Genomic DNA, 25,882 nt, shown 5'->3' on the forward strand with positions numbered 1-25,882 from the left:
GCCATTCGAAACATCAAAGGTCAGGGGGGCTCCCCCTCTGGCCTAACCCCGTTCCCGCGTCTATCGTGACCGGATGCCCCACCTGCCCCCCCTGTTTTGTGACTGGTTTGCCGCGCGCGGCTGGGCGCCACATGCGCATCAGCGGGCCATGCTTGAGCGCACCAGCCACGCGGCCACGCTTTTGATCGCCCCCACTGGAGGCGGCAAGACATTGGCGGGATTTCTGCCCACATTGGTGGATCTGGCGCAAAACCCGCGCGATGGATTGCACACGCTTTACATTTCGCCGCTGAAAGCACTTGCGGCGGATATGCGTCGCAACCTGACCCGCCCCATTGCTGAGATGGGCCTGCCCATCCGGGTCGATGACCGGTCTGGCGACACCTCCCAAACCCGCAAGAAAGCCCAGCGCGCCGACCCACCGCATATTCTGCTCACCACGCCGGAAAGCCTTGCCCTGCTGCTGTCATACGAAGATGCCCCCCGCATGTTTCGCGGCCTCAAACGCGTGGTGGTGGACGAATTGCACGCCCTGGCCGAAAGCAAACGCGGTGATCAGCTGATGCTGCTCCTGACCCGGCTTCAGTCCATGTGCCCCGGGCTGACCCGTGTGGGCCTGTCAGCCACGGTGGATGACCCGCCTGCCTTGGGTCGCTATTTCGCCCCGCACCCGGAAAAATGCACCCTTCTGGAGGCAGATCCAGGCCCCGATCCGCAGATAGGAATGCTCACCACCAACCTGGCGCCCCCCTGGTCCGGGGGCGGTGGCCGCTATGCCATCCCCGAGGTGCTGGCCCAGGTCAAAGCCCATAAAACCACGCTGATTTTCCACAATACCCGCGCCCAGGCCGAAATCTTCTTTCACCATCTCTGGCTGGCCAACAGCGAGGCACTGCCGATTGGCATCCATCACGGCTCGCTTGATCGCCGCCAGCGCGAGAAGGTCGAGGCCGCAATGGTGGCCGGGCAGCTTCGCGCCGTGGTCTGCACCGGTTCGCTGGATCTGGGGCTGGATTGGGGCGATGTGGATCTGGTCATTCAGGTCGGCGCGCCCAAAAACGTCAAGCGCCTTGTGCAGCGGATCGGTCGCGCCGGGCACCAGTATAACACCCCGTCCAAGGCCCTGATCCTGCCCGCCAACCGCTGGGAGGTGATCGAATGCGAAGCCGCCATTCAGGCGGTGCTCGATCATGATCTGGATGGCACCCCCCGCGGCCCCGGACCACGGGACGTCCTGTGCCAGCACATTCTGATCACCGCCTGCAGCACCCCCTTCGCCGCCGATGATCTGTTTGCAGAAATCACCCAGGCGGGCGCCTATGCGGCGCTGACCCGGACCGAGTTCGACGCCTGTCTCGATTTTGTCGCCACGGGCGGCTACGCGCTTCGGGCCTATGATCGCTGGCAGCGGCTCAAGCAGCACCCTGACGGGCGGTGGGGCCTGCGCGACCCACGCGCGGCCCAGCTGATCCGCATGAACCTTGGCACAATCATCGACACCGACACGCTGAAGGTCAAAATGCGTGGCCAGCGTGGCAAGCCGCTCGGAGAGGTCGAAGAGAGCTTTGCAGCCTCCCTCACCCCCGGTGACACTTTCCTGATCGCAGGCCAGATCGTTCGGTTCGAGAGCTTGCGCGAAATGGTGGTGCAGGTCAGCCGCGATACCGGGCGCAAACCGCGCCTTGCGGTGTTTTCCGGCACGAAATTTGCAACCTCCCTGCAATTGTCCAACCGCATCCTCGCAGTGCTGAATGGCGGGGATCAGTCGGGCCTGCCGCCCCATACGCGCGATTGGATCGCCTTGCAGAAATCGGTCAGCCGCCTACCCGAACCCGGTCGTTTGCTGGTTGAAACCTTTCCCCATGGCGGGCGGGCGCATGCCTGTTTCTATGGCTTTGCCGGCAAGAACGCCCAGCAGACCCTTGGGCTGCTGATCACCCGCCAGATGGAGCTGATGGGGTTGGGCCCTTTGGGTTTTGTGGCCACCGACTACGCCACCCTGATCTGGTCAGTTGATCCCCTTGAACACCCGGCCCAGCTGTTGGAGTTGGCCGATCTGCAAAACGGGGTCGACCGGTGGCTGGCGGACAACGCCCTGATGAAACGCAGCTTCAAAACCGCCGCAACCATTTCCGGCCTGATCACGCGCAATCATCCGGGGCAGCGCAAGTCCGGCCGGCAGGCAACCTTTTCCACCGACATCCTCTACGACGCATTGCGCAAATATGATCCCAACCACCTGCTGCTGACCCTGACGCGTGAAGAAGCGATGCGCGGCCTGATCGATTTTGGCCGGATTGAGCAGATGCTTGCCCGCAGCCGGGGGCGGATTGATCACGTCACCGCCCCCCGTGTGACCCCTTTTGCCGCCCCTCTTTTTCTTGAAATCGGGCGGGTTCCCGTGGAAGGTGCCGGGCAAGACGCCTTGCTGAAAGCCGAAGCGGAACGGTTGATGGCAGAGGCGGGATTGCAGGGGTGACAGGGTGACGGGGGGGACAGAGCACATGTCTGATCTGGGTGGGTATGATTTCACCTTTGCAAACAATGCCCTGACGCTCCTCCCTTCCGGGTCCCTGTGGTGGGCAGAGCAAAACCTGCTGTGTCTGAGCGACCTGCATCTGGGCAAATCTGAACGCCTTGCCCGGCGCGGCGGACATCTTTTGCCGCCTTATGAAACCGACGATGGTTTGTTGCGACTGGAGCATGATATTGCGCTGACAAAAGCCCAAAAGGTAATCTGTCTGGGCGACAGTTTCGACGATTTGCAAGCGGCCGATAACCTGCGAGAGCAGCATATCCGCTGGCTGTCAAAATTGATGTCCGGGCGGGAATGGATCTGGATCGAGGGCAACCACGATCCGGGGCCGCTGGCATTGGGGGGCACTCACCTAGCCCAATATCGCTGCGCCAACCTGACCTTCCGCCATATCGCAGACCCCAAGGAAAGACATGAAATATCAGGGCATTACCATCCAAAGGCGCGTCTGAACCTGGGGGGAAGCGCGCTGTCGCGCCCGGCGATGCTGATTGATGAGAGGCGGCTGATCCTTCCCGCCTTCGGCACGTTTACCGGCGGACTGTTCAGTCAGAACCCGGTTTTTCGCAGATTGCTCTCCCCCCGCGCCCTCGCTGTTTTGCTCGGCCAACCACCCCGTGCAATCCCGATGCCGCGTTGAGCCTCCCTCATCGGGGCGGATCGCAATCCGTATGACGCCACGTTTCGGTTGGGGGCACCCGGCGGCGTGTTAGCCTTGCCGGATCAGGAGAGCCCGACATGCCCCCCGAACGCACCACCCAAATCCAGCAAAGCTTCGCCGCCCAGAACATGATGAAAAGTTTCGGGGCCAGTCTGGATCACCTCGACGACGGGAGCTGCCACCTGTCCGCCCCGATCCTGGAGGGCAACCGCCAGCAGCACGGGTTTGGCCACGCGGCCCTGACGTTCGGCCTTGGCGACACCGCCGCGGGCTATGCGGCAATGACGCTGATGCCACCGGATCACGATGTGCTGACCGCCGAGATCAAGATCAACCTCCTGTCCCCTGCCAAGGCGGATCGGCTGGTCGCCCAAGGGCAGGTTCTGCGGGCCGGGCGTCGGCTGATCACGGTCGAAGCCAAGGTCTGGGGCATCACCGGCACGCAGCGCAAACTGGTTGCGGCCCTGTTGGGCACAATGGTGCCGGTGCCGATTTCGGCCACCCCTGCCGCGACGTGATCCCTTGCTCCGTCTTTCTCATTGTCCATGATGCCCCAAAGGGAGCCCAATATGTCAGACCGCGTTACCATCACCGAAGCCAATCAAATTGCCACCGTCACCCTGACCCGCGCAGACAAGCGCAATGCGCTGGATCTGGACATGATCCGCGCCATCGTGGATGCAGGCGAGAGTTTGGCCGCGCGCAAGGACATCCGCGCAGTGGTGCTGACCGGCGACGGGCCCGCGTTTTCCGCAGGTCTCGACCTGAACGCCATGCCGCAAATTGCGCAATACGCGATGCAGGGCGGCGTGTTTCTGGAACGCACGCACAACAACTCGAACCTGTTCCAAGCCGCCAGCATGGTCTGGGCCGAGATGCCCCAACCGGTGATCGCCGCGGTGCATGGCTATGCGTTCGGCGGCGCGTTCCAGATCATGCTGGGCGCGGACATGCGCATTGCTGCGCCTGATGCGCGGTTTTCGATCATGGAGGGCCGCTGGGGCATCATCCCCGACATGGGCGGCATGGTTCTGATGCGCCGCTTGGCGCGGGGCGACGTGATCCGCAAGCTGACCTATTCGGCCGAACAATTCGAGGCCCCCGCAGCACTCGACTGGGGTTTTGTGACCGAAATCTCAGACACGCCGCTGGAGCGCGCCCACGCCATCGCCACCGAGATCGCTTCAAAATCCCCCGACGCCATCCGCGCCGCCAAAGCCCTGATCCGCGACACCGAGTTGATGGACACCCGCGAGACGCTGATTGCGGAAAGCAAAGCGCAAGAGGGTCTGATGGGCACGCCAAATCAGATGGAGGCGGTGATGGCAGGGATGCAGAAACGGAAGGCGGAGTTTAAGGATTGAGGGGCTTGTCTGATCAACGAGTTTCAACCTAGGAGGATAGCGTCATCCCATTCTCAGAAAACAGCAAACACCATGTTTCACATATCAGAGAACTAGAGACATTAATGTTTTCTAGCCCTAACCGTGAATATAGTGTTGGAAACGCACCGGAAGGATACTTGGAGTACTGGCAACAACACTTCGCAAACCTCTACCTTGTTTCCGTGTACATCTACATAAATGAAGTCGCGGGTTCCGAGAAATTCTGGAACACATCAACAGCTTTTACGTATCATGCAGATCTGGTGAGATGCCTAGAAGCTATGCGCCTTCTTCGAAATAAAATTGTTCACAATGGAGGTATAGCAGAACCATCTACTTCTCCCAATGGACAGCAGGTACGAACATTTGAAGCCGATGTAGCCAATGCCACTGTGATGATTAATTGGCAGGGGGACACAGTCCCTGTTCGCCCATTTTTCACAATCGATACACACGACCGTATTTCAATACTCCCCAATGGGCTGTCAATGATACGATTTCTAGCAGTCGCTGCGCTGGAAGCTGAAGGCGTCATAAAGGTCATTAAGTAGAAAACCCAAGCGGTATACTCATTAATATGATGCGCTTTGTGCATAGGCTCTTTGGTGAGAATGAGCATTGGCAACGGGTAGTTATAAAGTTGCTTTGCTCACTATTTATCATTCCAAACAAAAACGGCGCCAGGTTCCCCTGACGCCGCCTCAATTCTCTCAAACCTCAGGCTTACGCCGTCAGCCCCTCGGGTTCGGCCAGGCTGTTGGCGCGGCAGCAGGCAGTCAGGGTGTTGGCCAGCAGGCAGGCGATGGTCATCGGGCCGACGCCACCGGGCACCGGGGTGATCGCCCCTGCCACTTTGGACGCGCTTTCAAAGTCCACGTCGCCGACCAGCTTGTTCTTGCCGTCACGCTCGATCCGGTTGATGCCCACGTCGATCACGGTGGCGCCTTCGCGGATCCAGTCGCCGGGCACCATTTCCGGGCGGCCCACGGCGGCAACCACGATGTCGGCGCGACGGACAACATCCGGCAGGTCTTTGGTGCGCGAATGCGCGATGGTGACGGTGCAGCTGTCGCCCAGCAAGAGTTGCGCCATCGGCTTGCCCACGATGTTCGAGCGGCCAATCACAACGGCGTTCAGACCGGACAGCGATCCGTGGTGGTCGCGCAGCATCATCAAACAGCCCAGCGGCGTGCAGGGCACCATCGACTTCTGACCGGTGCCCAGCAGGCCCACATTCGAGATGTGGAACCCGTCCACATCCTTGGCCGGATCGATCGAGTTGATCACAAGGTCCTCGTTCAGGTGACCGGGCAGCGGCAGCTGAACCAGAATGCCATGCACGGCAGGGTCGTTGTTCAGCTTGTCGATCAGCGCCAGCAGATCCTCTTCCGAAGTGTCGGCGTCGAGCTTGTGCTCATAGGAGTTCATGCCCACTTCGACAGTCTGCTTGCCCTTCGAGCGGACATAGACCTGCGACGCGGGATCTTCGCCCACCAGCACAACGGCCAGACCCGGGGTGATGCCGTTCTCTTCTTTCAGACGCGCCACATGGGCGGCCACTTTTTCACGCACACCAGCCGCAAAGGCTTTGCCGTCGATGATCTGAGCACTCATTCCCGCTCTCCCTTAATAGTCCGTCCGGGCATAGGCATCCCGGTAGTGATTCATTTGCATTTCGGTGGCATGTACCGCGTTGGACATCAGCATCGCAACCGTCACCGGGCCAACACCGCCCGGCACAGGGGTGATCCAGCCGGCCACCTCCTTGCAGCTTTCCATATCCGCATCCCCCACGGTTTTGCCATCCACGCGGTTGATGCCGATATCAATCACCGCGCAGCCCGGTTTCAGCATCTCCCCCGTCACCAGGCCGGGTTTGCCCACGGCCACGAACACCGCATCTGCGGCGCGCGAATGCATCGCAACCGAGCGGGTCATGTGGTGACAGACAGTCACGGTCGCCCCCAGCCCCATCAAAAGGAAGGCAATCGGTTTGCCAACGATTTCCGAGTGACCAATCACGGTCACGTTCAGACCCTCGATATCAATCGGCAGGGTTTTCAGGATTTCCACGGCCGCCACGGCGGTACAGGGCCCAAGGGCCAGATCGTTATAAACGATGTTACCGATCGAGGCCGGGTGCATCCCTTCCACGTCTTTCAGCGGGTGGACCAGTTTCTGGAAGGTCTTGACCGGGATGTGATCCGGCAGCGGGCGCTGGATAATAATGCCGTTTACGCGCGGGTCCGCGTTCAGACCCTGAATGATGCCGGTCAGCTGTTCGAGCGAGGTCTCCGCCGGATAGTTGCGTGCCTCAAACTCAACCCCCGCACTTTCCGCCGTGCGTTGCTGGTTGCGCACATAAAGCTCTGCTGCGGCCACGTCCCCCACGGAGAGCGATACGAGTTTCGGTTGCCAGCCTTTTGCAGCCAGCTCTGCGGCCTTCGTGGCCACCTCATCACGGATGTTTGCGGCAATGGACTTGCCGTCAATGATTGTTGCGCTCATGTATCTTGGTCCTTTGTCTGGATGTGACAGAATCACTCAGACAGGTTTTTGATAAGGAAAGGGGGGCGTGTCGCCCCCCTTGGTCAAGTGCCTTAGAAAAGACCCTCGATTTCGCCTTCCGCGTTGAGGCCGATGCTCATCGCGGCCGGGGTGCGGGGCAGCCCCGGCATGGTCATGATCTCACCGCAGACAACCACGATGAACCCAGCCCCTGCCGACAGGCGCACTTCGCGCACCGGAACCGAGTGGCCGGTGGGCGCACCGCGCAGGTTCGGATCGGTCGAGAAGCTGTACTGGGTTTTCGCCATGCAGACCGGCAGGTTGCCATAACCGGCATCTTCCCAGGCTTTCAGCTGATCCCGGATCTTCTTGTCGGCCAGCACCTCGTCCGCGCGGTAGATGCGCTTGGCGATGGTGTCGATCTTGTCGAAGAGCGACATGTCATCGGGGTAGATCGGGGCAAAGCTGGCAACATCAGCGTCGGCAATTTCAGCCACGCGGCGCGCCAGCTCTTCCGAGCCTTCCGACCCCAGTTCCCAGTGACGCGACAGGATCGCCTCAGAACCGTGGCCTTCAACGTAATCCTTCACGGCCTGCACTTCGGCATCGGTGTCGGTGACGAAGTGGTTGATGGCAACCACAACCGGCACGCCGAACGACTTGAGGTTCTCGATGTGACGGCCCAGGTTGGCGCAACCGTTTTCCACGGCTTCGACGTTTTCTGTACCCAGATCAGCCTTGGCCACACCGCCGTTCATTTTCATCGCCCGCACGGTGGCAACCAGAACCACAACCGACGGGGCAATCCCTGCCTTGCGGCATTTGATGTTCATGAACTTCTCGGCGCCAAGGTCAGCACCGAAACCGGCTTCGGTCACAACATAGTCGGTCAGTTTCAGTGCGGTCTTGGTGGCAATCACCGAGTTACAGCCATGCGCGATGTTGGCGAACGGGCCGCCATGCACGAAGGCCGGGTTGTTTTCCAGCGTCTGCACCAGGTTCGGCTGCATCGCGTCTTTCAGAAGAACGGTCATTGCACCATCGGCACCGATGTCACGGCAGTAGATCGGGGTGCGTTCGCGGGTATAGGCCACGATGATGTCGCCCAGACGCTTTTGCAGGTCTTCCAGATCGTTGGCGAGGCAGAGGATCGCCATAACTTCCGACGCCACGGTGATGTCAAAGCCGCCCTGACGCGGGAAACCGTTCGACACGCCACCCAGCGACACAACGATGTCACGCAGCGCGCGGTCGTTCATGTCAACCACACGGCGCCATGCCACACGGCGTTCGTCGATTTCCAGCTCGTTGCCCCAGTAGATGTGGTTGTCGATCATGGCCGACAGAAGCGAGTGGGCCGAGGTGATGGCGTGGAAGTCACCGGTGAAATGCAGGTTCATCTCTTCCATCGGCACAACTTGCGCGTAACCGCCACCTGCAGCCCCACCTTTCATGCCGAAGTTCGGCCCAAGGGAAGCTTCGCGGATACAGATCATCGCGTTCTTACCGATGCGGTTCAGGCCATCGCCCAGACCAACGGTGGTGGTGGTTTTACCTTCACCGGCCGGGGTCGGGTTGATCGCGGTCACCAGGATCAGCTTGCCGTCTTCACGGTCCTGAACCGAGTTGATGAACTCCTGCGAAACTTTGGCCTTGTCGTGGCCATAGGGCATCAGGTGCTCATAAGCGATGCCGATCTTTTCGCCGATCTCCTTGATCGGACGTTTCTTTGCCTCGCGGGCGATTTCGATGTCGGTTTTGTAAGCCATCTGCTGGTTCCCTTGGTAAATGGGGTGCGAATTTTGTCTGCACCTTGCATATCGGGGGAATGGAAAGCGCATAGGATGGATTGCGACATAATGCCCGCCAAATTCGTCGAAATGGGATGCGATGGTATTCAACATTGCCCATGGGTCCCCCTCGCAATCGCAGCAATTTCTCCGCTGCATCGCCGCATGAAGCGCGCAACTCTCAGGAAAGCTACGCCTTTCATGGGAAAACCTGACTTGTAGGGTTTCCCCCCACCCTGACCTGCCCCAAGATGGCAAACTCTCTGCCTGGGCGGCATCTTTCATCCCCACGGAGGGCCGATATCCGCTTTTCGACCGCATTTGCTTTGCAAGAGGCTGTGAATAGTCTATCCGAACCGAGCACAGACAGGACATGACAGGCAGATGGCAGCAAACAGTTCCCCCCGAACACAGGCAAAAACACAGGCAAAAACAGAAACGCAACCCGGTACACGCTCGGCGCGTGAATGGGTTTCGACCCTGGCGGAATACCGCGATCCGAACACCCTGCGCAGCAGCATCGAGCTTGCCATCAGCCTCCTGCCATTCCTCGCCCTCTGGGCGCTGGCCTGGTGGGCACTGTCCGTCAGCTATGTGCTGGCATTTGCGCTGTCTGTTTTGAATGCGGCCTTCCTGCTGCGGCTTTTTGCGATCCAGCATGATTGTGGCCACGGGGCCTATTACAAGAATCGACAGCTTAGCGACTGGATCGGCCGCGGGCTGGGGGTTCTGACCCTCACCCCTTATGACGTGTGGCGGCGCACCCATTCCGTGCACCACTCAACCGCCGGCAATCTGGATAAGCGCGGGATGGGGGATGTCCATACTCTGACCGTGGCGGAATATAACGCGCTGTCGCGCTGGGGGCGGCTGCATTACCGCCTTTACCGCCACCCGGTGACCCTGTTCGGCCTTGGCCCCAGCTATCTCTTTTATCTGCAGAACCGCCTGCCAATCGGGCTGATGAACAGCGCTCGCTACTGGATCAGTGCGATGCTGACCAACCTCGCGATCATCGCAGCACTTGGCGCGATCTACTGGTTTGGCGGGCTGATGCCGCTTCTGTTGATCTTTGTTCCCACCACGCTGGTCGCGGCCACCGCTGGCGTGTGGCTGTTTTACGTGCAGCACCAGTTCGAAACCACCCAATGGGATATGAACGAGAACTGGAACCTGCACGAAGCCGCCCTGCATGGCTCGTCCTATTACCGCCTGCCGAAACTGCTGCAATGGTTCAGCGCCAATATCGGCATCCACCACGTGCATCACCTTTACAGCCGCATCCCGTTCTACCGCCTGCCCGATGTGCTGCGCGATCATGCAGAGCTTACCGAAGAAGCCTATACGATGACGATCCGCGAAAGCTTTGCCAATGCGCGGCTGCACCTTTGGGATGAGAACAGCAAGCGCCTTCTTTCATTTGCACAGGCGCGGGCGCTGTAAGATCAAGATCTCCTCCAGCCCGTCAGGCGGGCTGGACGGGACAGGCACAGAGAGGGCGGGGAGCTGAGACCCTGCCCCAATCCAACCTCCCAATCCAAACTATCGCCCACCCCATCTGCAAAGCGCATCCCCTCAGGGATGAAGAATCTCTGTAACAGGACCAAGCATGCCTGTGTCGGGATCATATTGGGCCGAGAAACGCGCGCCGTCCTTTTCGTAAAACAGCACAACCGCGCCCCCTTCCAATCCCCAGATCTGCGGGGCCGCCGTCAGGTCAGACAAGATCACCGTGCCGCCCTGCCCGTCCGGGCCAAGCGCCATCACCGATTTCCGGTCGGAATGTGACAGGCGCCTGTCGCCCGAGCTGTCCTGATCCACAAATGTCAGCAGATATCCCCGTACGGGCCGGTCCTTCTCACGCGCCCCACCCGGCGTTTCACCATAGAGCCCTTCGACATCGGTGATCAGCTGCTCATTGCCGGAAAAGACCCAACGGGTCACGCCCGTCGACGGATCATAGAACCCCGCGTTCAAAACCGAATCATAAGTATCTTTTGAGGCATAGCCGCTGTCATATCCCTGTTCGGCCATCAGGCTTACCCGGAACAGCCCCTGCCCGGCCACCGGCCCGTTCACACGGATCACACGGGTTTCAACGAGGGTCGTATCCTCCGGATCAATATTGATCACCTCCCGCGCGCTGCGGTCGCGCAGCACATCCCTGAGCACAGCTTCCCAGGCAAAAACCCCCGCCACCAGAACCAATATGCCGGCAAGCGCCAGCGCATTGAACCGCCAGATGAATTTGAAAAACCCGTGATCGTCCATCGTTTACTCCTAACCCATCTCTCCAAGGCAGGCCTTCTCTCTCAAGGGCTGCACGGCGCACCCACATTGCTACAGGCAACACCCTGTATTGAAATCTCTTTTCCCCGGATCGGCGGCATGTCGCTTTCGTGAGAGGACCGGACAAATGAAAACCGCCCCAAGGTTTCCCTCGGGGCGGTGTTTTCTATCTTAGTTGTGGCTTACGCGGTGGGTTCCGGTTCCGCATCCCCACCGGCACTGGGCTTTGCCCGCGGCTTGGTTTTCGGAATGGCCGTGACCGAGGCGGCGCCATCATCCGGGGTGTCGGCCTCATCATCGCCGGCCTGCGGCGGCTGACCATCCATCACGCGCTGAATTTCCGCCCCCGTCAGGGTTTCGTATTCAAGCAGGCCCTGCGCCAGACGGTCCCACTCCTCTTTATGTTCAGTGAGGATCCTGAACGCGGTGTCATAGCCGTTCTGGATAAACCGTTTCACCTCATCCTCGATCAGCTCTTTGGTATGGGCCGAAACCGAGAAACCGGCGGTATTGCCCGAATAGCCCTCAGCCGCTTCGGCATAGTCGATATTGCCGACCTTGTCGGACATGCCCCAGCGCATCACCATGGCGCGCGCCAGCCCCGATGCCTGCTGGATGTCGCCAGCAGGGCCGTTCGAGACGTTCTCTTCACCATATTTGATGATCTCGGCCGCCTTGCCCGCCATGGTCATGGCCAGCTTTTCTTCGCATTCCGACTTGTGCCAGTTCAGGCGGTCGATCTCGGGCAGGGACACAACCATGCCCAGCGCACCGCCGCGCGGGATAATGGTCGCCTTATAGACCGGATCACATTGCGGCAGCTTGAGGCCAACCACAGCGTGACCCGCTTCGTGATAAGCGGTCTTTTCCTTCTGGTCATCCGTCAGCACCATTGAACGGCGCTCGGCCCCCATCATCACCTTGTCTTTCGCGTTTTCGAAATCTTCCATGGTGACGAAACGGCGCCCCACACGGGCGGCCATCAGCGCGGCCTCATTCACAAGGTTGGCCAGATCCGCGCCCGAAAAACCGGGGGTGCCGCGCGCAATGATGCGCATGTCCGCATCCGGGCCCAGCGGCACTTTGCGGGCATGCACGCCGAGGATCTTCTCACGGCCCTTGATGTCGGGGTTCGGCACGGTGACCTGACGGTCGAAACGGCCGGGACGCAAGAGCGCCGGGTCCAGAACGTCACGACGGTTGGTTGCCGCCAGAATGATCACGCCTTCATTGGCTTCAAACCCGTCCATCTCAACCAGCAGCTGGTTGAGCGTCTGTTCACGTTCATCATTGCCGCCACCATAACCGGCGCCACGATGACGGCCCACGGCGTCGATCTCGTCGATGAACACGATGCAAGGCGCGTTTTTCTTGGCCTGTTCAAACATGTCACGGACGCGCGACGCACCGACGCCCACGAACATTTCCACGAAATCCGACCCGGAAATGGTGAAGAAGGGCACGCCTGCTTCGCCCGCGATGGCGCGGGCCAGAAGCGTTTTACCAGTGCCCGGAGGGCCCACCAGCAGCGCGCCTTTGGGGATCGTGCCGCCAAGGCGTGAAAACTTCTGCGGGTTGCGCAGGAACTCGACAATCTCTTCCAGCTCTTCCTTGGCTTCGTCAATGCCGGCCACATCGTCAAAGGTCACACGACCTTCGCGTTCGGTCAGCATCTTGGCCTTGGATTTGCCAAAGCCCATCGCGCCGCCTTTGCCACCGCCCTGCATCCGGTTCATCATGAAGAACCAGAACCCGATCAGCAGCAGCACCGGCAGGAGCAGGGTCAGAAGGCTCATGAACCCCGATTGGCGCTGCGGCTCAACCTTGATGTCCACGTTTTTCGCCAGCAGCTTGTCCGACACATCGGAATCGGCGGGCAGAACAGTGGAAAACATTTTTCCATCCGAGGATTGGTAGGTCAGCTCCTCGCCATCAATCGTGGCGGACTGCACCTGTCCCCCCTCCAGTGCGGCAACAAACTCTGTATAGCTGACCTTCGATGACGACATCGAGGTCTGCCCGTTTGAAAACAGGTTGAACAGGGTCAGGATCAGCAGGAACAGCACAATCCAGAAGGCGAAATTTCTCGCATTGCCCAAGAGGGATCTCCTTTGATTTCCGTGACACGATGGTCAGAGAGCGTCTTACCTTAAAATAGGGCGGAAGTCGCCATGTTCAATGCGATAAAACGGATGCAAGGAAATCCGTCAAGCTTGGGGCGGTCAGAATGCGGCAATTCGCGCCCGCCACACCGGGTTTATCCAGCAATGGCACGGCAATCACACGGGAATTTGACCACAGCGCCGGGCTTGCCATCACTGTGGGGCGCGGCAGGCCTGCCTCCCGCCAGTGTTTGACCTGTGAAATCCCCTCCCCCAAGGCACGAATCTCTCCGCCCTGATCCGAGGCCAACCGCCAGCGCCCATCCCAAAGCTGCCCCGGCGCCACAGAATGATCCGCGATTGCCGCCAGTTCGCGCGTGATCCGCAGGCCAGAGCGGTGCGGATGGATCAGGCAGCCCTGAAGCGTGGTTTTCTGTCGCTCCCATGCGGCCTCCTGAGAGCGCAACAGCGCCTCCAGCCGTGGCCGGTAAGGGGTTGAAGACACAAACCGGATGGCCTCTGCCAACAGTCGCAGGCGGATCTCTTCCGGCAATTTGCGAAACGGCTCGGTATCAAACACCACATCCCCCGCTTCAACCCGGCAGAGGGAACTGGCCGCATCATGCGCCATCCGGGTCAGGGCGGACCGCGCCCGTGTCATCCCCTGCGCGGTGGCCACAAGCCGGTCCACATCCAGCCCCAACTCGGCAAGGTCCCGCATCGCATGGCGCATTTTCACCCGGTCAAACCGCGGATTGTCATTGGAGGGATCATCGCTCCACGAAACCCCGCGCGCTTCAAGCATTTCCCGCAACGCGGCCCGCCGGTCGGACAGGAGGGGCCGCAGCCAACGCATTCCATCCGCGCTCCAGTCGTCGCGCATCGCCGCCAGCCCATCCACGCCGGACCCGCGCGCCAGACGCATCAGGAAGGTTTCCGCCTGATCCTCTTTGGTGTGCCCCAGGGCCACGGCCGCACAGCCCGCCTTGCGTGCGGCTTTGGACAGAAGGTGATAGCGTGCCTGCCGGGCCGCATCCTGCAGGTTCCCCCGCCCATCCCAGCCCCGTCCATCCGAGCCCTGCCTATCCCAGCCCTGCCTATCCGAGCCCTGCCCATCCAAGCCCCGCCAGATCAGGATCTCATGATCGACGCCGAGCCGCTGACACAGCCTTGCCACCGCCACCGCTTCATCGGCAGAGCCATCACGCAACGCGTGATCCACGGTAAATGCGGTGATCGCGGCCCCGGTCAGCCGCGCCCAGTCATGGCACAACAGAAGAAGGGCCGTGCTGTCACTGCCGCCGGAAACCGCCACGCCAAGATGCAAAAACGGGCCATCCGGCCCGTTTCGAGAGGTAAGAAAATCTGCAACCCGCCTGTTCATCGCTGACATCATCACTGGCAGCCCAAATCACTGGCAGCCCAAGGCCGCCCGTTCTGCCTCGGCATCTGACACGGTCGGATTGCCGGGGAAGCGGTTGCCCACTTCCGAAAGCGTCACGCAGGCCTCGGTCACCTGCCCCAACCGGCCCAGAGATTGGCCAAGCCGAAACAGCGCATCCGGGGCGTGGGCCCCGTTCGGGGCCCCGGAAAAGGCATTCAGATAGGCGCGGGCCGCGTTTTTCACATCCCCCGCCCCGGTCAGCGCCTCGCCCCGTTGGAACTGGGCCTGCGCGGCCAGCGGTCCGGCGGGATAGGTATCAAGGAAAGTGGCAAACAGGGCGGCGGCCTCGTCAAACTGTTCCGCCTCAAGCGCCGCAGAGGCCGCATCGAAATCGGCCTGCTCTCCGATCGCAAGCTGCTCACCGCCCGCAGGCGGCGGGGGGGCCACCGCAACCGGCGCAGGCAGATCGCCACCCAGCGTGGTGGTTTCGCCCAACTGGCTGATATCGCCCCCTTCGAGTTCCACCAGGCGAAACTCAAGATTGGAGATCCGGTTGGTGCCGTCTTTCACGATCTGGTTGATCCTGAATTCCAGCTGTTCGATCTTATCGGTGAGCCGCGCCATTTCACCTTCGATGGTGGACAGGCGTTGCGAGGGGGATCCAAAAGCGGGGGCCACATTCGGGGCACCGGTGGTGGAAAGCTCGGTCTTGAGCGACTGAACCTCGACATACAGAAGCGACAGTTCCTGACGCACATCAGCGAGGGACTGCGCCCTGTCCTGCGCCACGGCAGGCAACACCGAGAGACCGCCCAGCAGGGCAAGCGTCGCTGCCATCAATTGTGCTCGCATCTGAACCACCTTTTCTCTTTGCAAAACTAGTTTCCTAGTTTTCTAGTTTTCTAGTTTTCTAGTTTTCTAGTTTTCTAGTTTTCTAGTTTTCTAGTTTTCTAGTTTTCTAGTTTTCTAGTTTTCTAGTTTTCTCAGAAAACCAAAGCTCTCCCCCGGCCAATGTCAAGATGCTGACACCAACCGGGGCTGATCTCAGCTGGTCAGGCCACCTGCCGCCAGCACCGTCACCGCGCGGCGGTTCTTGGCATAACAGGTCTCGTCTGAACAGATCTCGATCGGACGCTCCTTGCCATAGCTCACAGTTTTCAGGCGATTGGGTGCAACCCCGCTATCAATCAGGAAGTTCTGCACCGCAGCCGCCCGCCGCGCGCCAAGCGCAATATTATGAGCTCGCGTGCCCTGCTCATCCGCATGCCCCTCGATCACTGCGGTAAAGGCCGGGTTTTCCGACAGCCACGCCGCCTGCTTCATCAGCACATCCACCCCTTCCGGGCTGATCGAGGACTGATCCACCGCAAACAAAACGCGATCCCCGATGGTCTGCTGGAAATAGGCCGCGGAACGCGGGTCCGAGGCGCTGCCCGGCACAATCTGGTTCGCCCCAGCCCCATAGCCATCCACAGCAGCCGGGCTTTTCGAACAGCCCGCCAAGGCCAGCGCGCCAATCACAATTGCGGTCAGTGTCATAGTTTTCATGATGTGTTCCTGTATCCTGTCCGACGTGTCCACGTCCGGTGATAAATTTTTTTGCTCGCGTTTGGCGATAAGCCTAGCAGATCCGGGGCAAAAGGGGAAACCTGCCCCAGCGTCACCGGCCAAGCCCTGCCCATCTCCACCTCTATTTCAAAAGCGGCGACCAGGCCGGATCCGACGCGGGGCCATCCGTGACCACCCGACGCAGGTTCCGCCCGGAAATATCGACCGAGTAAAGCGCCGGGGCCCCCCCTGCCCCCTGGCTTTCGCGGGTAAACATGATCACCCGCCCATTGGGGGCCCAGGTCGGCCCCTCATCCAGGAAGGATGCGGTCAGCAGACGCTCTTCGCTGCCATCTGTGCGCATCACACCAATGTGGAACCGGCCGGAGTTTTGCTTGGTAAAGGCGATCATATCTCCACGCGGCGACCAGACCGGGGTCCCGTAACGGCCCGGGCCAAAGGAAATCCGCTTGGCCTCCCCCCCGGCGGCGGGCATGATATAAAGCTGCTGGGTCCCCGACCGGTCGCTTTCAAACACGATATACTGGCCATCCGGCGAATAGCTCGGCGCAGTTTCGATTGAGGGCGCCGAGGTCAGACGCCGCTCGCCCCCCCCGTTCACATTCATCACGTAAAGATCGGTATTGCCCCCGGCAGACAGCGAATAGACCACACGCGTCCCATCGGGTGAGAAACGCGGCGCAAAGGTCATCGTCCCCTCTTTCGAGGACAGAACCCGCCGCGAGACCGAGTTCACATCCAGCACATTCACCTGCGGAAAACCGGTCTCATAGCTGGTATAAAGCACCTTGTCGCCGGCGGGCGAAAAGCGTGGGGCAAGCACCAGAGACGAACTGTCGGTCAGGTATTGCACATTCGCTCCGTCATAATCCATCACGCCCAGCCGCTTGCGCCGGGCGTTCTTTGGCCCGCTTTCAGCCACGAACACCACGCGGCTGTCGAAATACCCGCTTTCACCGGTGATGCGCGAATAGACCGTATCCGCCACCTTATGGGCAATACGTCGCCACGAACTGACCGGGCCGCCAAGTTGCAACCCTTCCCCCAGCGGCTGGCCCGAGAACACGTCGAAGACCCGGAACTTGACGGTCAGGTTGCCACCGCTTTCGCTGACGGCCCCGGTGATCAGCGCCTGCGCATTGATCGCGCGCCAATCCTCATAGGCCACCGGGCTTGCAAAACTGGTGATGCGCGAAATATGCGCCGAGGCGGGGATTTCCCGAAACAGCCCGGTTCCCGAAAGATCCGCTGCCACCAGACGCGAGATATTGGCTGCATACTCCCCAGCCCCCGCGTTTTCGGCCTGAAAGCCGGGTGCCGCGAAAGGCAGGGGTTCGATGATCCCGTCATCAATAACAATGCGCAGAGGTTCCGCGTTTGCCGCCCCGATGCCCACGGGCCCGCCCAGTGCACTCAACCCGGCCAGAATGGCCGCAGACATCAGCTTTGCAATACGATGTTTCTGTCTCATTTGATCCTCATCTTGTCCGGGTTGAAGGTCATCTCGATCTGGCGCCATTGGCCATATTTTTCCTGCGGCAGGTCAAACCCGGACCGGCCACAGATCAGAACTGCCCTGCGGGCCGCCTGATATGCGATATCAGCGGCGGATTGGCTGGGTCCGTCCCAACTGGCAAGGCGCACAGCCTTGGGTTTTCCATCGCGGTCCATATCCACCATCACCACCACCGTGGTGCGCAGGGCATCCGACGAAGAGGACCCGATATTCCAGCATTGTTTCACCGCCAGACGAAGCCCCTCTTTTTCGCCACGGGTCAGTGGCGGGCCTTCGGGCGCGTCCTGTTGGGGCGTGTCACGCTCTCCGCCAGCAATGGCGTCATTCACGGCGCTGGCCACCGCGTTGGCTGCGGAGCTGGCGGGCGCTTGTGGTTCCGGCTGGGGCGGTTTTGGCGGCGTTGGTTTGTCCAGGTTCTGCGGACGCACGCGCGGGCGGGCCGAGCTGGTGGGCGCGGCGGTCTTCGCCTCGGTCACGATTTCGGTTGTCGCCTCCTGCGGGGCGGTTGGGACAACCTCTGGTGTGGGCGTCGCATCTGCGTCTTCCTGCGGGCTGGGCGCGTCAACCCGCTCGGGTGCCACCTCGGCCTCCGGCGCGGGTTTGGGCGCCGGTGTCGGGGCCACGCGCGGGGCATCCTGCAAGGCAGGTTCCGGTGCAGGCGGTTCCGGCACGGGGTCAGGGATCGGCTCCGGTTCCGGGGCTGGCTCCGGGGTTGGCTCTGGCTCCGGTTCCGGGGTCGGTTCCGGGGTTGGTTCTGGACGAGGCTGAGGCGCCGGTTCCGGCGCAGGAGCGGGCTCAGGTTCGGGTTCTGGGGTCGGTTCAGGTTCCGGCGCAGGTGCAGGCGGCGTGTCCGCCACAGCCGCTTCGGGCCTTGGCGCCGTCATCGCCGCGAACTCGTCCTCGGAAATGAACGACACATCAGACACGCGCAGCTTCACCTCGTCGTCCCGCCAGCCAATCAGCGATCCGAACAAGAGCCACAGGATCAGGAGCACATGGCCTGCCCCCGAAATATAAAGCCCGATGCGCATGAGGGATCAGCCTCCCTGCCCATCCAGGGTCGGTCCACCCCCATCGGTCACCATGCCGATGCTGGTAAAGCCCGCAGCGTTCAAAGCGCCCATCACGGTGGCAATCTCGGACCAGTTCACCGCGCCATCTGCGCGCAGGAAAACCTTGTCATCAGACCGTTCTGCGGCCACGGCACGCAGCTTGCCAATCAGGTCCTCCCGGGCAATCTCGGTCTTTTGCAGCATCACCCGACCGTCTGCGTCAATGGTCACGGTCAGCGGCTCTTCCTCCACCGCGGGCAAGGCCGTGGCGGCGGTTTTCGGCAATTCCACCGGCACCCCCACCACCATCAGCGGTGCGGCCACCATGAAGATGATCAAGAGCACCAGCATCACATCCACGAAAGGCGTGATGTTGATCTCGGCCATCATCCGGCGATGTTTGCCCCGGCGGCGGCCCCGGCGGGCGCGGCGATCAGCGCCGCCCTGATTTACAGCGGCCCCCATATCAGCTGTCCAACTGACGGCTGAGGATGGTGGCGAACTCGTCTGCAAATGCCTCGTAACCTGCGAGGATATTGTCACTGTCCACCGACAGCTTGTTGTAGAAGACCGCAGCCGGGATCGCAGCCAGAAGGCCCAGCCCCGTGGCCAGCAGCGCCTCGGCGATGCCCGGCGCCACAACGGCCAGGTTGGTGTTCTGTTGCTGGGCGATTTCGATAAAGGCGTTCATGATGCCCCAGACCGTGCCAAACAGCCCGATAAACGGCGCGGTCGATGCGGTGGTGGCGAGGAAGCTCAGCCCCTGATTCAGTTTTTCACCTTCCTTCGCGATCGCCACATCCATCGAGCGGTCGATGCGGGACTGCGCCCCGGCAATCAGCCCCCCGTCAGAACGATGCGAGCGGCGCCATTCGATCATGCCGGCGGCAAACACTTTTTCCGGTGCGGCGTTGGGCGCAGCCCCCACCTGTTCGAACAACTCGTCCAGCGGCTCTCCCGACCAGAACATGCGGTCAAACTCCGCCGCCTCGGCCCGTGATTTCCGGTAAGCAATCAGTTTGGTCACGATGATGGCCCAGGACCAGAAGGAGGCGACAATCAGCAGGATCATCACCAGTTTCACGGTCAGGGTTGCACGAAGGAATAGGGCCAGAAAGGAGAAATCAATCTCCGCAGCCGCTGCAAGCGTTTCGGTTTCCATAGCTCTGTCTCTGCCTCACATCGCCCTCTTTGGGGCTGTTTTGCCGCCAAATTAGCGCAAAGGCACGGGGAAAGCTATCAAAACCGCGTCATCTGGCAGGATTTCGCAGCCTCAGTTGACCCTCTGGCGAAAATTTGCCGGTAGGCGGGTCGGATGCCCATCCGCGAGACAGACAATGGTGACCTGCGCCTCGAACAGCACCTCCTCCCCCCGCTTGACCTTCTGATCCAGCACCAGCCGCGCACCGGTCACGGCGCTGATCGCGGTTTCCACCACCAGTTCATCGTCAAACCGTGCCGATCCAAGGTAATCCGCCTCAACCCGGCGCACCGCAAAGACCACACCTTCGTCACGCATCGCGTTCTGATCCACGCCAATCTCACGCACCCAGTCCGAGCGCGCCCGCTCGATATAGCGCAGGTAATTGGCGTAGTAGACAATACCCGCCATATCGGTGTCTTCGTAATAAACGCGGATCGGAAACTGGTGCATCGGGGCCTCTTACTGCTTTGCGCCGCAACTTAAACCGCAAGCTTGTATTCCGCCAGCATTTCGTGACGCGCCCCATCCGGGTGCAGGTCGGAGCGAAACAATGCAAATCGGTCAAGTGTCAGCGGGGGCAGCTCCAGATCGCCAAAGGCCTCCAGCGCCCGCCCCAACGCCACCTGATCTTCCGGCAGGGGCCTGCGCGGCAGACGGGCGATGGTGATATGCCCACGATACCTGCGATGTGGCAGCGTGATCCCCGCTGCCCGCGTGGCCGACATCACCTGCGCACGCAATGCCTCTGCCCCGTCGGCACGAATGGCCAGAACGCTTGGCGTCTTGCCCCCCATCGGCTCCAACCCGTGCAGGACAAGATGGATCGGAGGGGACAGGATGGCCTCCAGCTCCCCATGCAGGGCCTCAAGCTGCTCCACCGGCTGCTCATCCAGAAACGCCAGTGTCAGGTGCAGATTGTCCTCAGGCACCGCCCGCCCGACCTTTACCCGCCCCGCCAGTTCCACAAGGGCGGCGCGCACCGTTTCGGGCAAAGGACAGGCGATAAAGCTGCGCATCAGTGTCTGGTATCATCTCCGGCGGCGGCAGGAGCTGCGGGGGTGGCCTGCAATCTTGCATAAAGGCGCAATGCATGGCTCGCATCCGTCTGGGCCACCGGCATCACCGGATCATAGCTTGCGGCAATGATCCCCGCCACTTCCGGGCGCAGGATCACCTGACCGGTCTCAGGCATCACCGCCAGCGGGCTGCGGGTGGCAAACGCGTTCTCTCCCCACAAGATCACCGCCTGCACGGCCTGGGTCAGGGCAATCGTCTCGGCTGGCTGCTGGCCCATCTCACCCGCCATACAGACAAAGACAAAACAGGCTTGAATGGCGCCCTGATCGTCAAACCGAAACGCGCGATACTGGCTGGCCCCGGCCCCTTTCAGGCGCGCCACCAGCGGCTCAAGATCCGGCACCATCTTTTCCAGATTGGGCACGCCCAGCAGCTCATCCCAGTCACGAAAGAAAAACAGCATCAGGTTCGCGCCCAGCTCGGGGTCGGTCTCGGCCATCTTGTGACCGGCCAGCGCCACCACCGCCTCAACCGCACCTTTCACAACCTGAAGCGTCTCTTCCTCAACCCCGAACACCACGGGCACAATCGGCCGCCCCCAGCGGGCAAAAGCATAGGCCCCGTTCTTGTTGGTGAAATAGCTCTGAATCTCATCGGGTGTCATGGCGCGGCCCTCTCCTCTTGTCCCCAAAAGCCATAATTTCTCGCGCCGAAGGGGGCAATCGCAATTGTCTTTTTTCTTGCTCCAAATACCTCCGCCGGAGGCAAGAAAATCAAATCACACGAACGTCACTTTCCAAAGAGGTCGGTCTGCGTCTTCTCCACCACCTCGGGCACATCCAGCCCAAGGTGACGCCACGCTTTTTGACCCAGCATCCGCCCGCGCGGGGTGCGTTGGATCAGGCCCTGCTGCAAAAGATAGGGCTCAATCACCTCTTCCAGCGCATCACGGCTTTCAGACAGCGCCGCAGCAAGGGTTTCGATCCCCACCGGGCCGCCGCCGTAATGCTCTGCCATCAGGCCAAGATACCGCCGGTCGGCGCCATCCAGCCCCAGATGGTCAACCCCGAGCCGCGTAAGGGCCCCATCGGCAATTTCGCGCGTGATGCGCCCATCGCCTTCGACCACGGCAAAATCCACCACGCGGCGCAAAAGCCGCCCGGCAATCCTCGGCGTGCCACGGGCGCGTTTGGCAATCTCGCGCGCACCGTCATCATCAGCCGGTGTGCCCAGCTTGATGGCATTGCGGGTCACGATCTCATGCAGCTCATCCACGGAGTAGAACTGCAGTCGTGTCGGGATGCCAAACCGGTCGCGCAAAGGGGTGGTCAGCAGGCCCAGCCGCGTGGTTGCCCCCACCAGCGTGAAGGGCTGCAATTCAATCCGCACCGTGCGCGCCGCGGGGCCTTCCCCGATCACCAGATCCAGCTCGAAATCCTCCATCGCCGGGTAAAGCACCTCTTCGACAACCGGGTTCAGCCGGTGGATTTCGTCAATGAACAACACGTCATTGGTTTCGAGATTGGTCAGGATCGCCGCCAGATCCCCCGCTTTTGCCAGCACAGGACCGCTTGTCATGCGAAAATTCACCCCAAGCTCTCGCGCCATGATCTGCGCCAGAGTGGTTTTGCCCAGACCGGGGGGGCCGTGAAACAGGACATGGTCCATGGCCTCCCCACGACGCCGCGCGCTTTCGATGAAAATGCGCAGATTGGCGCGGGCCTCGGCCTGACCGATGAAATCAGTCAGCCGTTCGGGCCGCAAGGCGCGGTCCTGTTCGATCACGCGATCTTCGGGGCGTGGGGCGGCGCGCAGGGTGGGATCCGGGTCTGTCATATGTCTGTTCTACCTGATCAGCCCTTCGGCGCCAGCAGTTTCAGCGCCGCGCGGATAAGCGTTGCGGTATCTGCCTGCGGGGTGTCCCCCATCGCCTGCGCCACGGCGGAGGCCGCATCACCCGGGCCATAGCCCAGATTGCCCAGTGCCGAGAGCGCCTCGCTTTGCGCGGCTGCATTGGCGGGCGGGGCTTTCGGTGTGGTTTTGCGGGGTTTGGGCGCGGCGGCCTCAATCACCTCATCTTCTACCGCGTCCATAACCTCAGAGAGCGATCCGCCCTGCCCGGCCATTGCCATGACCGACGCGGCCTTGTCTTTGAGTTCATTCACGACACGCTGAGCGGTTTTCGGGCCAACACCCTTTGCCGCTTTCACCGCATTCCAGTCGCCCAGCGCAATTGCGCGGCTGACCCCGTCCGGGCCCAAGGCCGACAGGATCGCCATCGACGCCTTGGCGCCAATCCCCTGCACCGAGATCAACAGCCGGTGCCATTCCTTTTCAAGAAGCGAGGTAAAGCCGAAAAGCTGCAAGATATCCTCACGCACCAGCAACTCGGTATACAGCGCCACCGCCTCCCCCGGGCCGGGCAAGGCGGACATGGTGCGATCCGAGACATAGACCAGATAGCCCACGCCGCGCACATCAATCAGAACATGGTCTTCAGCGCGATATTCCAGCACCCCGGAAATTTTACCAATCATGCACTTGCCCTTTTCAATACGTCCGAAAGCCTTCCCGCGCTTTGTGCGTGAAAGGCATGGCAGATGGCAATGGCCAGCGCGTCAGAGGCATCCGCCCCTGCCAGCTTCACCCCCGGAAGCTGCATCCTGACCATATGTTCTACCTGTTGTTTGTCGGCATGCCCCACCCCGACCACGGCCTTTTTCACCGCGTTCGGCGCGTATTCCCCGATCTGCAGACCGAACCGGGCCGGCACCAGCATGGCAATCCCGCGCGCCTGCCCGAGTTTCAGCGTGCCAACCGCATCCTTGTTGACGAAAGTATGCTCAACCGCGGCCGTGTCCGGTTGATGCATCTGGAAAACATCGCAAAGCTGATCAAACAGCGACAGGAGCCGTGGGCCAAGATCGGTGCCGCTCGAATGGCAGATCCCATTTGCCACATGGCGCATCTTCACGCCTTCGGTGTCAATCACCCCCCAGCCAAGGTTGCGAAGCCCCGGGTCAATTCCTATGACGCGCATCCTGAAGTCCTGCTCTTTGTTGTCGTTGCGGTTGTTGTCATTGCCGTCGCGTTGCGGTTTTTCCGCTGCTTCCGAATTAGCACGAAACGAGAACATGCGCCAGAACAATCCGCCTCTCCCGGCAGGTCCGCGCCGCACGCGCCAAAAACAACCCGCCAGAAACGACCCGCCAAAATGACCGGCCAAAAACGACCCGCCTGTCGCCCCTGCGGTTTACATCGCCGCCACAGAGCCGTTTTATCGGAAAGGCAGGGTGCAAAGGGGGCGACAGATGCGCAGCGACACACAGGTGGATGTTCTGGTAATCGGCGGAGGCACGGCCGGGTTCGGCGCCGCCCTTGCCGCCGCAAGGCAGGGGCAGAGCACCCTCCTGCTCGAAGCCAGCCAGAAAATTGGTGGCGTCATGGCATTTTGCCCCGGAATGCCCTGGGGGGCGGCCTATCCCTGCGACATCTCAATCGGCGGGATCATGGAGGAACTGGCCGGAAATCTGATGGCCCTGGACCCGCCGGCGGCAGAAAAACGCCCCTGCACCTTGGAGAATTTCGGCGCAGAGATCCAATATGACCATGACATCGCCATCACCACCATGTTCGACATGCTCGAAGAGGCGGGCGTCGCGCTTCACCTCGGGGCGACAGCCTTCAGACCTGTGATGCAGGGCAAGCGGATCCGCACGGTTGAGTGTTTCGATCGCCATGGCCCCTACAAGATCCATCCCCGCATGGTGATCGATTGTTCGGGGGATGGCGATATTTCGGCAAAAGCGGGGGTGCCATATGAGCTGGGTGACACGCAGGGCAACATGATGGGGGTCACGCTCACCTTCATGATGGTGGGGGCGGATCTGGACCGGGTGTTTGCCGACCCGGACCCCTATTTCACCCGGCAGGCGGCAAAGGGCATCGCCGAGGGGCGGCTGCATCCGGACCTGGGCAAGCTTTACCTGATGCGGGGATTTCACCCCGACAGCGTGTTCTGTAACTCGGTGGTGATCCGGGGCGTCGATGGCACCGACCCAGCCGCCGTAAACCGCGCCACGCAGGAAGGGCGGCGACGCTGTCTGCAGATGGCTGCCTTCCTGCGCCGGGATATCCCGGGCTTTGAACAGGCGCGGATGATGTCGCTTGGCCCAACCGTGGGGGTGCGCGAAACCCGCAAGCTGGAGGGCCAATACCGGCTGACAGGGGCGGATCTTGCGGCGGGCGTCAAATTTGCAGATGGCATCGTGGCCTGTGACAACCCGATTGATGACGTGATGCGGGCGGACGTGAGCATGACCCATGATGCGATTGTCGGGGAGGGAGAGTATTATACCATCCCGTTCCGCACCCTTGTGCCGAAAGAGATCGAGAACCTGATGTTTGCCGGTCGGATCCTGTCGGCAGATCCAACCGCCTTTGCCTCGGTGCGGGGGATGCCGCAATGCATGGCCATGGGGCAGGCCTGTGGCACGGCGGCGGCGCTGGCGGGGGCCGGTCCGGTGCAGGCGGTGGATCACGCGGCGCTGGTCGCAGAACTGACAGCACAGGGCGTGCGGGGGCTGGGGCGACGAGGACTGGGGGGCAAGGTCAGGGAAGCAAGGATCTGACCGGCAAGTGAGTCGCAAAAGCGGCATTTGCGACAGGATCCTTTGGCGCTCATTGGGGACGGCACGCCGCAACAGCCAAAGTTTTTTGCTAAAAATCAGTTAATTCCGCCACGGCCACTCTCATTTCCAGACCATTTTCGACCTCGTGAAATACGAATGCGACCCGTTGCAAAAAACGCATAGGGGACATGCAATTTGCGGCCTTGCTCGGGCCGGACAACGCCCCTAAGTGGCGCTG

24 protein-coding genes are annotated in these 25,882 nt (G+C 61.1%); 6 read left to right on the forward strand and 18 right to left on the reverse strand.

Annotated elements, in window-relative coordinates; genetic code table 11:
- The first annotated feature begins 73 nt into the window (after positions 1 to 73).
- From K3J57_RS08765 to K3J57_RS08780, 4 genes are all read left to right on the forward strand, one after another.
- Complete coding sequence (locus K3J57_RS08765) at positions 74 to 2,479, forward strand: ligase-associated DNA damage response DEXH box helicase (RefSeq protein ID WP_259795442.1); 2,406 nt, start codon at positions 74 to 76, stop codon at positions 2,477 to 2,479.
- 34 nt (positions 2,480 to 2,513) lie between these two features.
- Positions 2,514 to 3,176 carry a ligase-associated DNA damage response endonuclease PdeM gene (gene pdeM / locus K3J57_RS08770; protein ID WP_311196517.1) on the forward strand — a complete coding sequence of 221 codons (663 nt, stop codon included), beginning with the start codon at positions 2,514 to 2,516 and terminating at the stop codon, positions 3,174 to 3,176.
- A 98-nt stretch (positions 3,177 to 3,274) separates the two neighbouring features.
- Positions 3,275 to 3,715, forward strand: coding sequence for a PaaI family thioesterase (locus K3J57_RS08775; protein ID WP_259795443.1), 441 nt, complete (start codon positions 3,275 to 3,277; stop codon positions 3,713 to 3,715).
- Between the two features lie 51 nt (positions 3,716 to 3,766).
- A complete protein-coding gene (locus tag K3J57_RS08780; RefSeq protein WP_259795444.1) occupies positions 3,767 to 4,561 on the forward strand; it encodes a crotonase/enoyl-CoA hydratase family protein in 795 nt (264 codons plus the stop codon).
- 744 nt (positions 4,562 to 5,305) lie between these two features.
- Here the strand turns inward: K3J57_RS08780 and folD are convergent.
- The 3 genes from folD to K3J57_RS08795 form a co-directional block, all read right to left on the reverse strand.
- Positions 5,306 to 6,196, reverse strand: coding sequence for a bifunctional methylenetetrahydrofolate dehydrogenase/methenyltetrahydrofolate cyclohydrolase FolD (folD, locus tag K3J57_RS08785; protein ID WP_259774246.1), 891 nt, complete (start codon positions 6,194 to 6,196; stop codon positions 5,306 to 5,308).
- Positions 6,197 to 6,208: 12 nt separating this feature from the next.
- Complete coding sequence (locus tag K3J57_RS08790) at positions 6,209 to 7,090, reverse strand: bifunctional 5,10-methylenetetrahydrofolate dehydrogenase/5,10-methenyltetrahydrofolate cyclohydrolase (RefSeq protein ID WP_173486543.1); 882 nt, start codon at positions 7,088 to 7,090, stop codon at positions 6,209 to 6,211.
- A 92-nt stretch (positions 7,091 to 7,182) separates the two neighbouring features.
- Positions 7,183 to 8,859 carry a formate--tetrahydrofolate ligase gene (locus K3J57_RS08795; protein ID WP_259783675.1) on the reverse strand — a complete coding sequence of 559 codons (1,677 nt, stop codon included), beginning with the start codon at positions 8,857 to 8,859 and terminating at the stop codon, positions 7,183 to 7,185.
- A gap of 405 nt (positions 8,860 to 9,264) precedes the next feature.
- On the opposite strand from K3J57_RS08795, the gene K3J57_RS08800 reads away from it, so the two are divergent.
- Positions 9,265 to 10,323 carry a fatty acid desaturase gene (locus K3J57_RS08800; RefSeq protein ID WP_259790819.1) on the forward strand — a complete coding sequence of 353 codons (1,059 nt, stop codon included), beginning with the start codon at positions 9,265 to 9,267 and terminating at the stop codon, positions 10,321 to 10,323.
- A gap of 132 nt (positions 10,324 to 10,455) precedes the next feature.
- On the opposite strand, the gene K3J57_RS08805 is transcribed toward K3J57_RS08800, so the two are convergent.
- From K3J57_RS08805 to ruvC, 15 genes are all read right to left on the reverse strand, one after another.
- The gene (locus tag K3J57_RS08805; protein WP_259790821.1) at positions 10,456 to 11,151 is read right to left on the reverse strand and encodes a hypothetical protein; all 696 of its coding nucleotides are present in this window, start codon (positions 11,149 to 11,151) and stop codon (positions 10,456 to 10,458) included.
- Between the two features lie 200 nt (positions 11,152 to 11,351).
- Positions 11,352 to 13,268: an ATP-dependent zinc metalloprotease FtsH gene (gene ftsH / locus K3J57_RS08810; RefSeq protein WP_259795445.1), complete on the reverse strand. Its 1,917-nt coding sequence runs from the start codon at positions 13,266 to 13,268 to the stop codon at positions 11,352 to 11,354.
- Positions 13,269 to 13,344: 76 nt separating this feature from the next.
- On the reverse strand, positions 13,345 to 14,667 hold the full coding sequence (gene tilS, locus K3J57_RS08815) for a tRNA lysidine(34) synthetase TilS (RefSeq protein ID WP_259795447.1): 1,323 nt from the start codon (positions 14,665 to 14,667) through the stop codon (positions 13,345 to 13,347).
- A 15-nt stretch (positions 14,668 to 14,682) separates the two neighbouring features.
- A complete protein-coding gene (gene ybgF, locus K3J57_RS08820) occupies positions 14,683 to 15,507 on the reverse strand; it encodes a tol-pal system protein YbgF (RefSeq protein WP_259790830.1) in 825 nt (274 codons plus the stop codon).
- 192 nt (positions 15,508 to 15,699) lie between these two features.
- On the reverse strand, positions 15,700 to 16,203 hold the full coding sequence (pal, locus tag K3J57_RS08825; RefSeq protein ID WP_259790833.1) for a peptidoglycan-associated lipoprotein Pal: 504 nt from the start codon (positions 16,201 to 16,203) through the stop codon (positions 15,700 to 15,702).
- Positions 16,204 to 16,345: 142 nt separating this feature from the next.
- Complete coding sequence (tolB, locus tag K3J57_RS08830; protein WP_375542837.1) at positions 16,346 to 17,665, reverse strand: Tol-Pal system beta propeller repeat protein TolB; 1,320 nt, start codon at positions 17,663 to 17,665, stop codon at positions 16,346 to 16,348.
- 26 nt (positions 17,666 to 17,691) lie between these two features.
- The gene (gene tolA / locus K3J57_RS08835) at positions 17,692 to 18,771 is read right to left on the reverse strand and encodes a cell envelope integrity protein TolA (protein ID WP_259790838.1); all 1,080 of its coding nucleotides are present in this window, start codon (positions 18,769 to 18,771) and stop codon (positions 17,692 to 17,694) included.
- Positions 18,772 to 18,777: 6 nt separating this feature from the next.
- Positions 18,778 to 19,257: a protein TolR gene (gene tolR / locus K3J57_RS08840; RefSeq protein ID WP_055189415.1), complete on the reverse strand. Its 480-nt coding sequence runs from the start codon at positions 19,255 to 19,257 to the stop codon at positions 18,778 to 18,780.
- Between the two features lies 1 nt (position 19,258).
- On the reverse strand, positions 19,259 to 19,954 hold the full coding sequence (gene tolQ, locus K3J57_RS08845) for a protein TolQ (protein ID WP_173486553.1): 696 nt from the start codon (positions 19,952 to 19,954) through the stop codon (positions 19,259 to 19,261).
- Positions 19,955 to 20,065: 111 nt separating this feature from the next.
- The gene (ybgC, locus tag K3J57_RS08850; RefSeq protein ID WP_259790841.1) at positions 20,066 to 20,446 is read right to left on the reverse strand and encodes a tol-pal system-associated acyl-CoA thioesterase; all 381 of its coding nucleotides are present in this window, start codon (positions 20,444 to 20,446) and stop codon (positions 20,066 to 20,068) included.
- A 29-nt stretch (positions 20,447 to 20,475) separates the two neighbouring features.
- The gene (gene thpR / locus K3J57_RS08855; RefSeq protein WP_259790844.1) at positions 20,476 to 21,012 is read right to left on the reverse strand and encodes an RNA 2',3'-cyclic phosphodiesterase; all 537 of its coding nucleotides are present in this window, start codon (positions 21,010 to 21,012) and stop codon (positions 20,476 to 20,478) included.
- The gene (locus K3J57_RS08860; protein WP_259775469.1) at positions 21,012 to 21,677 is read right to left on the reverse strand and encodes a type 2 periplasmic-binding domain-containing protein; all 666 of its coding nucleotides are present in this window, start codon (positions 21,675 to 21,677) and stop codon (positions 21,012 to 21,014) included. The genes thpR and K3J57_RS08860 overlap by 1 nt, the downstream gene beginning before the upstream one ends.
- 125 nt (positions 21,678 to 21,802) lie before the next feature.
- On the reverse strand, positions 21,803 to 22,849 hold the full coding sequence (gene ruvB, locus K3J57_RS08865) for a Holliday junction branch migration DNA helicase RuvB (protein ID WP_259775470.1): 1,047 nt from the start codon (positions 22,847 to 22,849) through the stop codon (positions 21,803 to 21,805).
- Positions 22,850 to 22,866: 17 nt separating this feature from the next.
- On the reverse strand, positions 22,867 to 23,550 hold the full coding sequence (gene ruvA / locus K3J57_RS08870) for a Holliday junction branch migration protein RuvA (protein ID WP_259783721.1): 684 nt from the start codon (positions 23,548 to 23,550) through the stop codon (positions 22,867 to 22,869).
- Entirely contained in the window at positions 23,547 to 24,053 is a 507-nt protein-coding gene (gene ruvC / locus K3J57_RS08875) for a crossover junction endodeoxyribonuclease RuvC (protein WP_259775472.1), read from the reverse strand. Before ruvC ends, ruvA begins: the two co-directional genes overlap by 4 nt.
- Before the next feature lie 271 nt (positions 24,054 to 24,324).
- On the opposite strand from ruvC, the gene K3J57_RS08880 reads away from it, so the two are divergent.
- Complete coding sequence (locus K3J57_RS08880; protein ID WP_259795449.1) at positions 24,325 to 25,644, forward strand: FAD-dependent oxidoreductase; 1,320 nt, start codon at positions 24,325 to 24,327, stop codon at positions 25,642 to 25,644.
- Positions 25,645 to 25,882 lie beyond the last annotated feature (238 nt).

The organism is Aliiroseovarius crassostreae (assembly GCF_025137635.1).
Classification (GTDB): domain Bacteria; phylum Pseudomonadota; class Alphaproteobacteria; order Rhodobacterales; family Rhodobacteraceae; genus Aliiroseovarius; species Aliiroseovarius crassostreae.

Bases quoted from the DNA above. Each gene is read 5' to 3' on its own strand.
- ruvC (WP_259775472.1), bottom strand. From the start codon at position 24,053: ATGCGCGTCATAGGAATTGACCCGGGGCTTCGCAACCTTGGCTGGGGG.
- ruvA (WP_259783721.1), bottom strand. From the start codon at position 23,550: ATGATTGGTAAAATTTCCGGGGTGCTGGAATATCGCGCTGAAGACCAT.
- K3J57_RS08790 (WP_173486543.1), bottom strand. From the start codon at position 7,090: ATGAGCGCAACAATCATTGACGGCAAGTCCATTGCCGCAAACATCCGT.
- tolB (WP_375542837.1), bottom strand. From the start codon at position 17,665: ATGTCTGCGGCCATTCTGGCCGGGTTGAGTGCACTGGGCGGGCCCGTG.
- ybgC (WP_259790841.1), bottom strand. From the start codon at position 20,446: ATGCACCAGTTTCCGATCCGCGTTTATTACGAAGACACCGATATGGCG.
- tolR (WP_055189415.1), bottom strand. From the start codon at position 19,257: ATGGGGGCCGCTGTAAATCAGGGCGGCGCTGATCGCCGCGCCCGCCGG.
- tolQ (WP_173486553.1), bottom strand. From the start codon at position 19,954: ATGGAAACCGAAACGCTTGCAGCGGCTGCGGAGATTGATTTCTCCTTT.
- thpR (WP_259790844.1), bottom strand. From the start codon at position 21,012: ATGCGCAGCTTTATCGCCTGTCCTTTGCCCGAAACGGTGCGCGCCGCC.
- tilS (WP_259795447.1), bottom strand. From the start codon at position 14,667: ATGATGTCAGCGATGAACAGGCGGGTTGCAGATTTTCTTACCTCTCGA.
- K3J57_RS08775 (WP_259795443.1), top strand. From the start codon at position 3,275: ATGCCCCCCGAACGCACCACCCAAATCCAGCAAAGCTTCGCCGCCCAG.
- K3J57_RS08800 (WP_259790819.1), top strand. From the start codon at position 9,265: ATGGCAGCAAACAGTTCCCCCCGAACACAGGCAAAAACACAGGCAAAA.
- K3J57_RS08780 (WP_259795444.1), top strand. From the start codon at position 3,767: ATGTCAGACCGCGTTACCATCACCGAAGCCAATCAAATTGCCACCGTC.
- ybgF (WP_259790830.1), bottom strand. From the start codon at position 15,507: ATGCGAGCACAATTGATGGCAGCGACGCTTGCCCTGCTGGGCGGTCTC.
- ruvB (WP_259775470.1), bottom strand. From the start codon at position 22,849: ATGACAGACCCGGATCCCACCCTGCGCGCCGCCCCACGCCCCGAAGAT.
- K3J57_RS08765 (WP_259795442.1), top strand. From the start codon at position 74: ATGCCCCACCTGCCCCCCCTGTTTTGTGACTGGTTTGCCGCGCGCGGC.
- K3J57_RS08860 (WP_259775469.1), bottom strand. From the start codon at position 21,677: ATGACACCCGATGAGATTCAGAGCTATTTCACCAACAAGAACGGGGCC.
- pal (WP_259790833.1), bottom strand. From the start codon at position 16,203: ATGAAAACTATGACACTGACCGCAATTGTGATTGGCGCGCTGGCCTTG.
- folD (WP_259774246.1), bottom strand. From the start codon at position 6,196: ATGAGTGCTCAGATCATCGACGGCAAAGCCTTTGCGGCTGGTGTGCGT.
- K3J57_RS08795 (WP_259783675.1), bottom strand. From the start codon at position 8,859: ATGGCTTACAAAACCGACATCGAAATCGCCCGCGAGGCAAAGAAACGT.
- K3J57_RS08880 (WP_259795449.1), top strand. From the start codon at position 24,325: ATGCGCAGCGACACACAGGTGGATGTTCTGGTAATCGGCGGAGGCACG.
- tolA (WP_259790838.1), bottom strand. From the start codon at position 18,771: ATGCGCATCGGGCTTTATATTTCGGGGGCAGGCCATGTGCTCCTGATC.
- K3J57_RS08805 (WP_259790821.1), bottom strand. From the start codon at position 11,151: ATGGACGATCACGGGTTTTTCAAATTCATCTGGCGGTTCAATGCGCTG.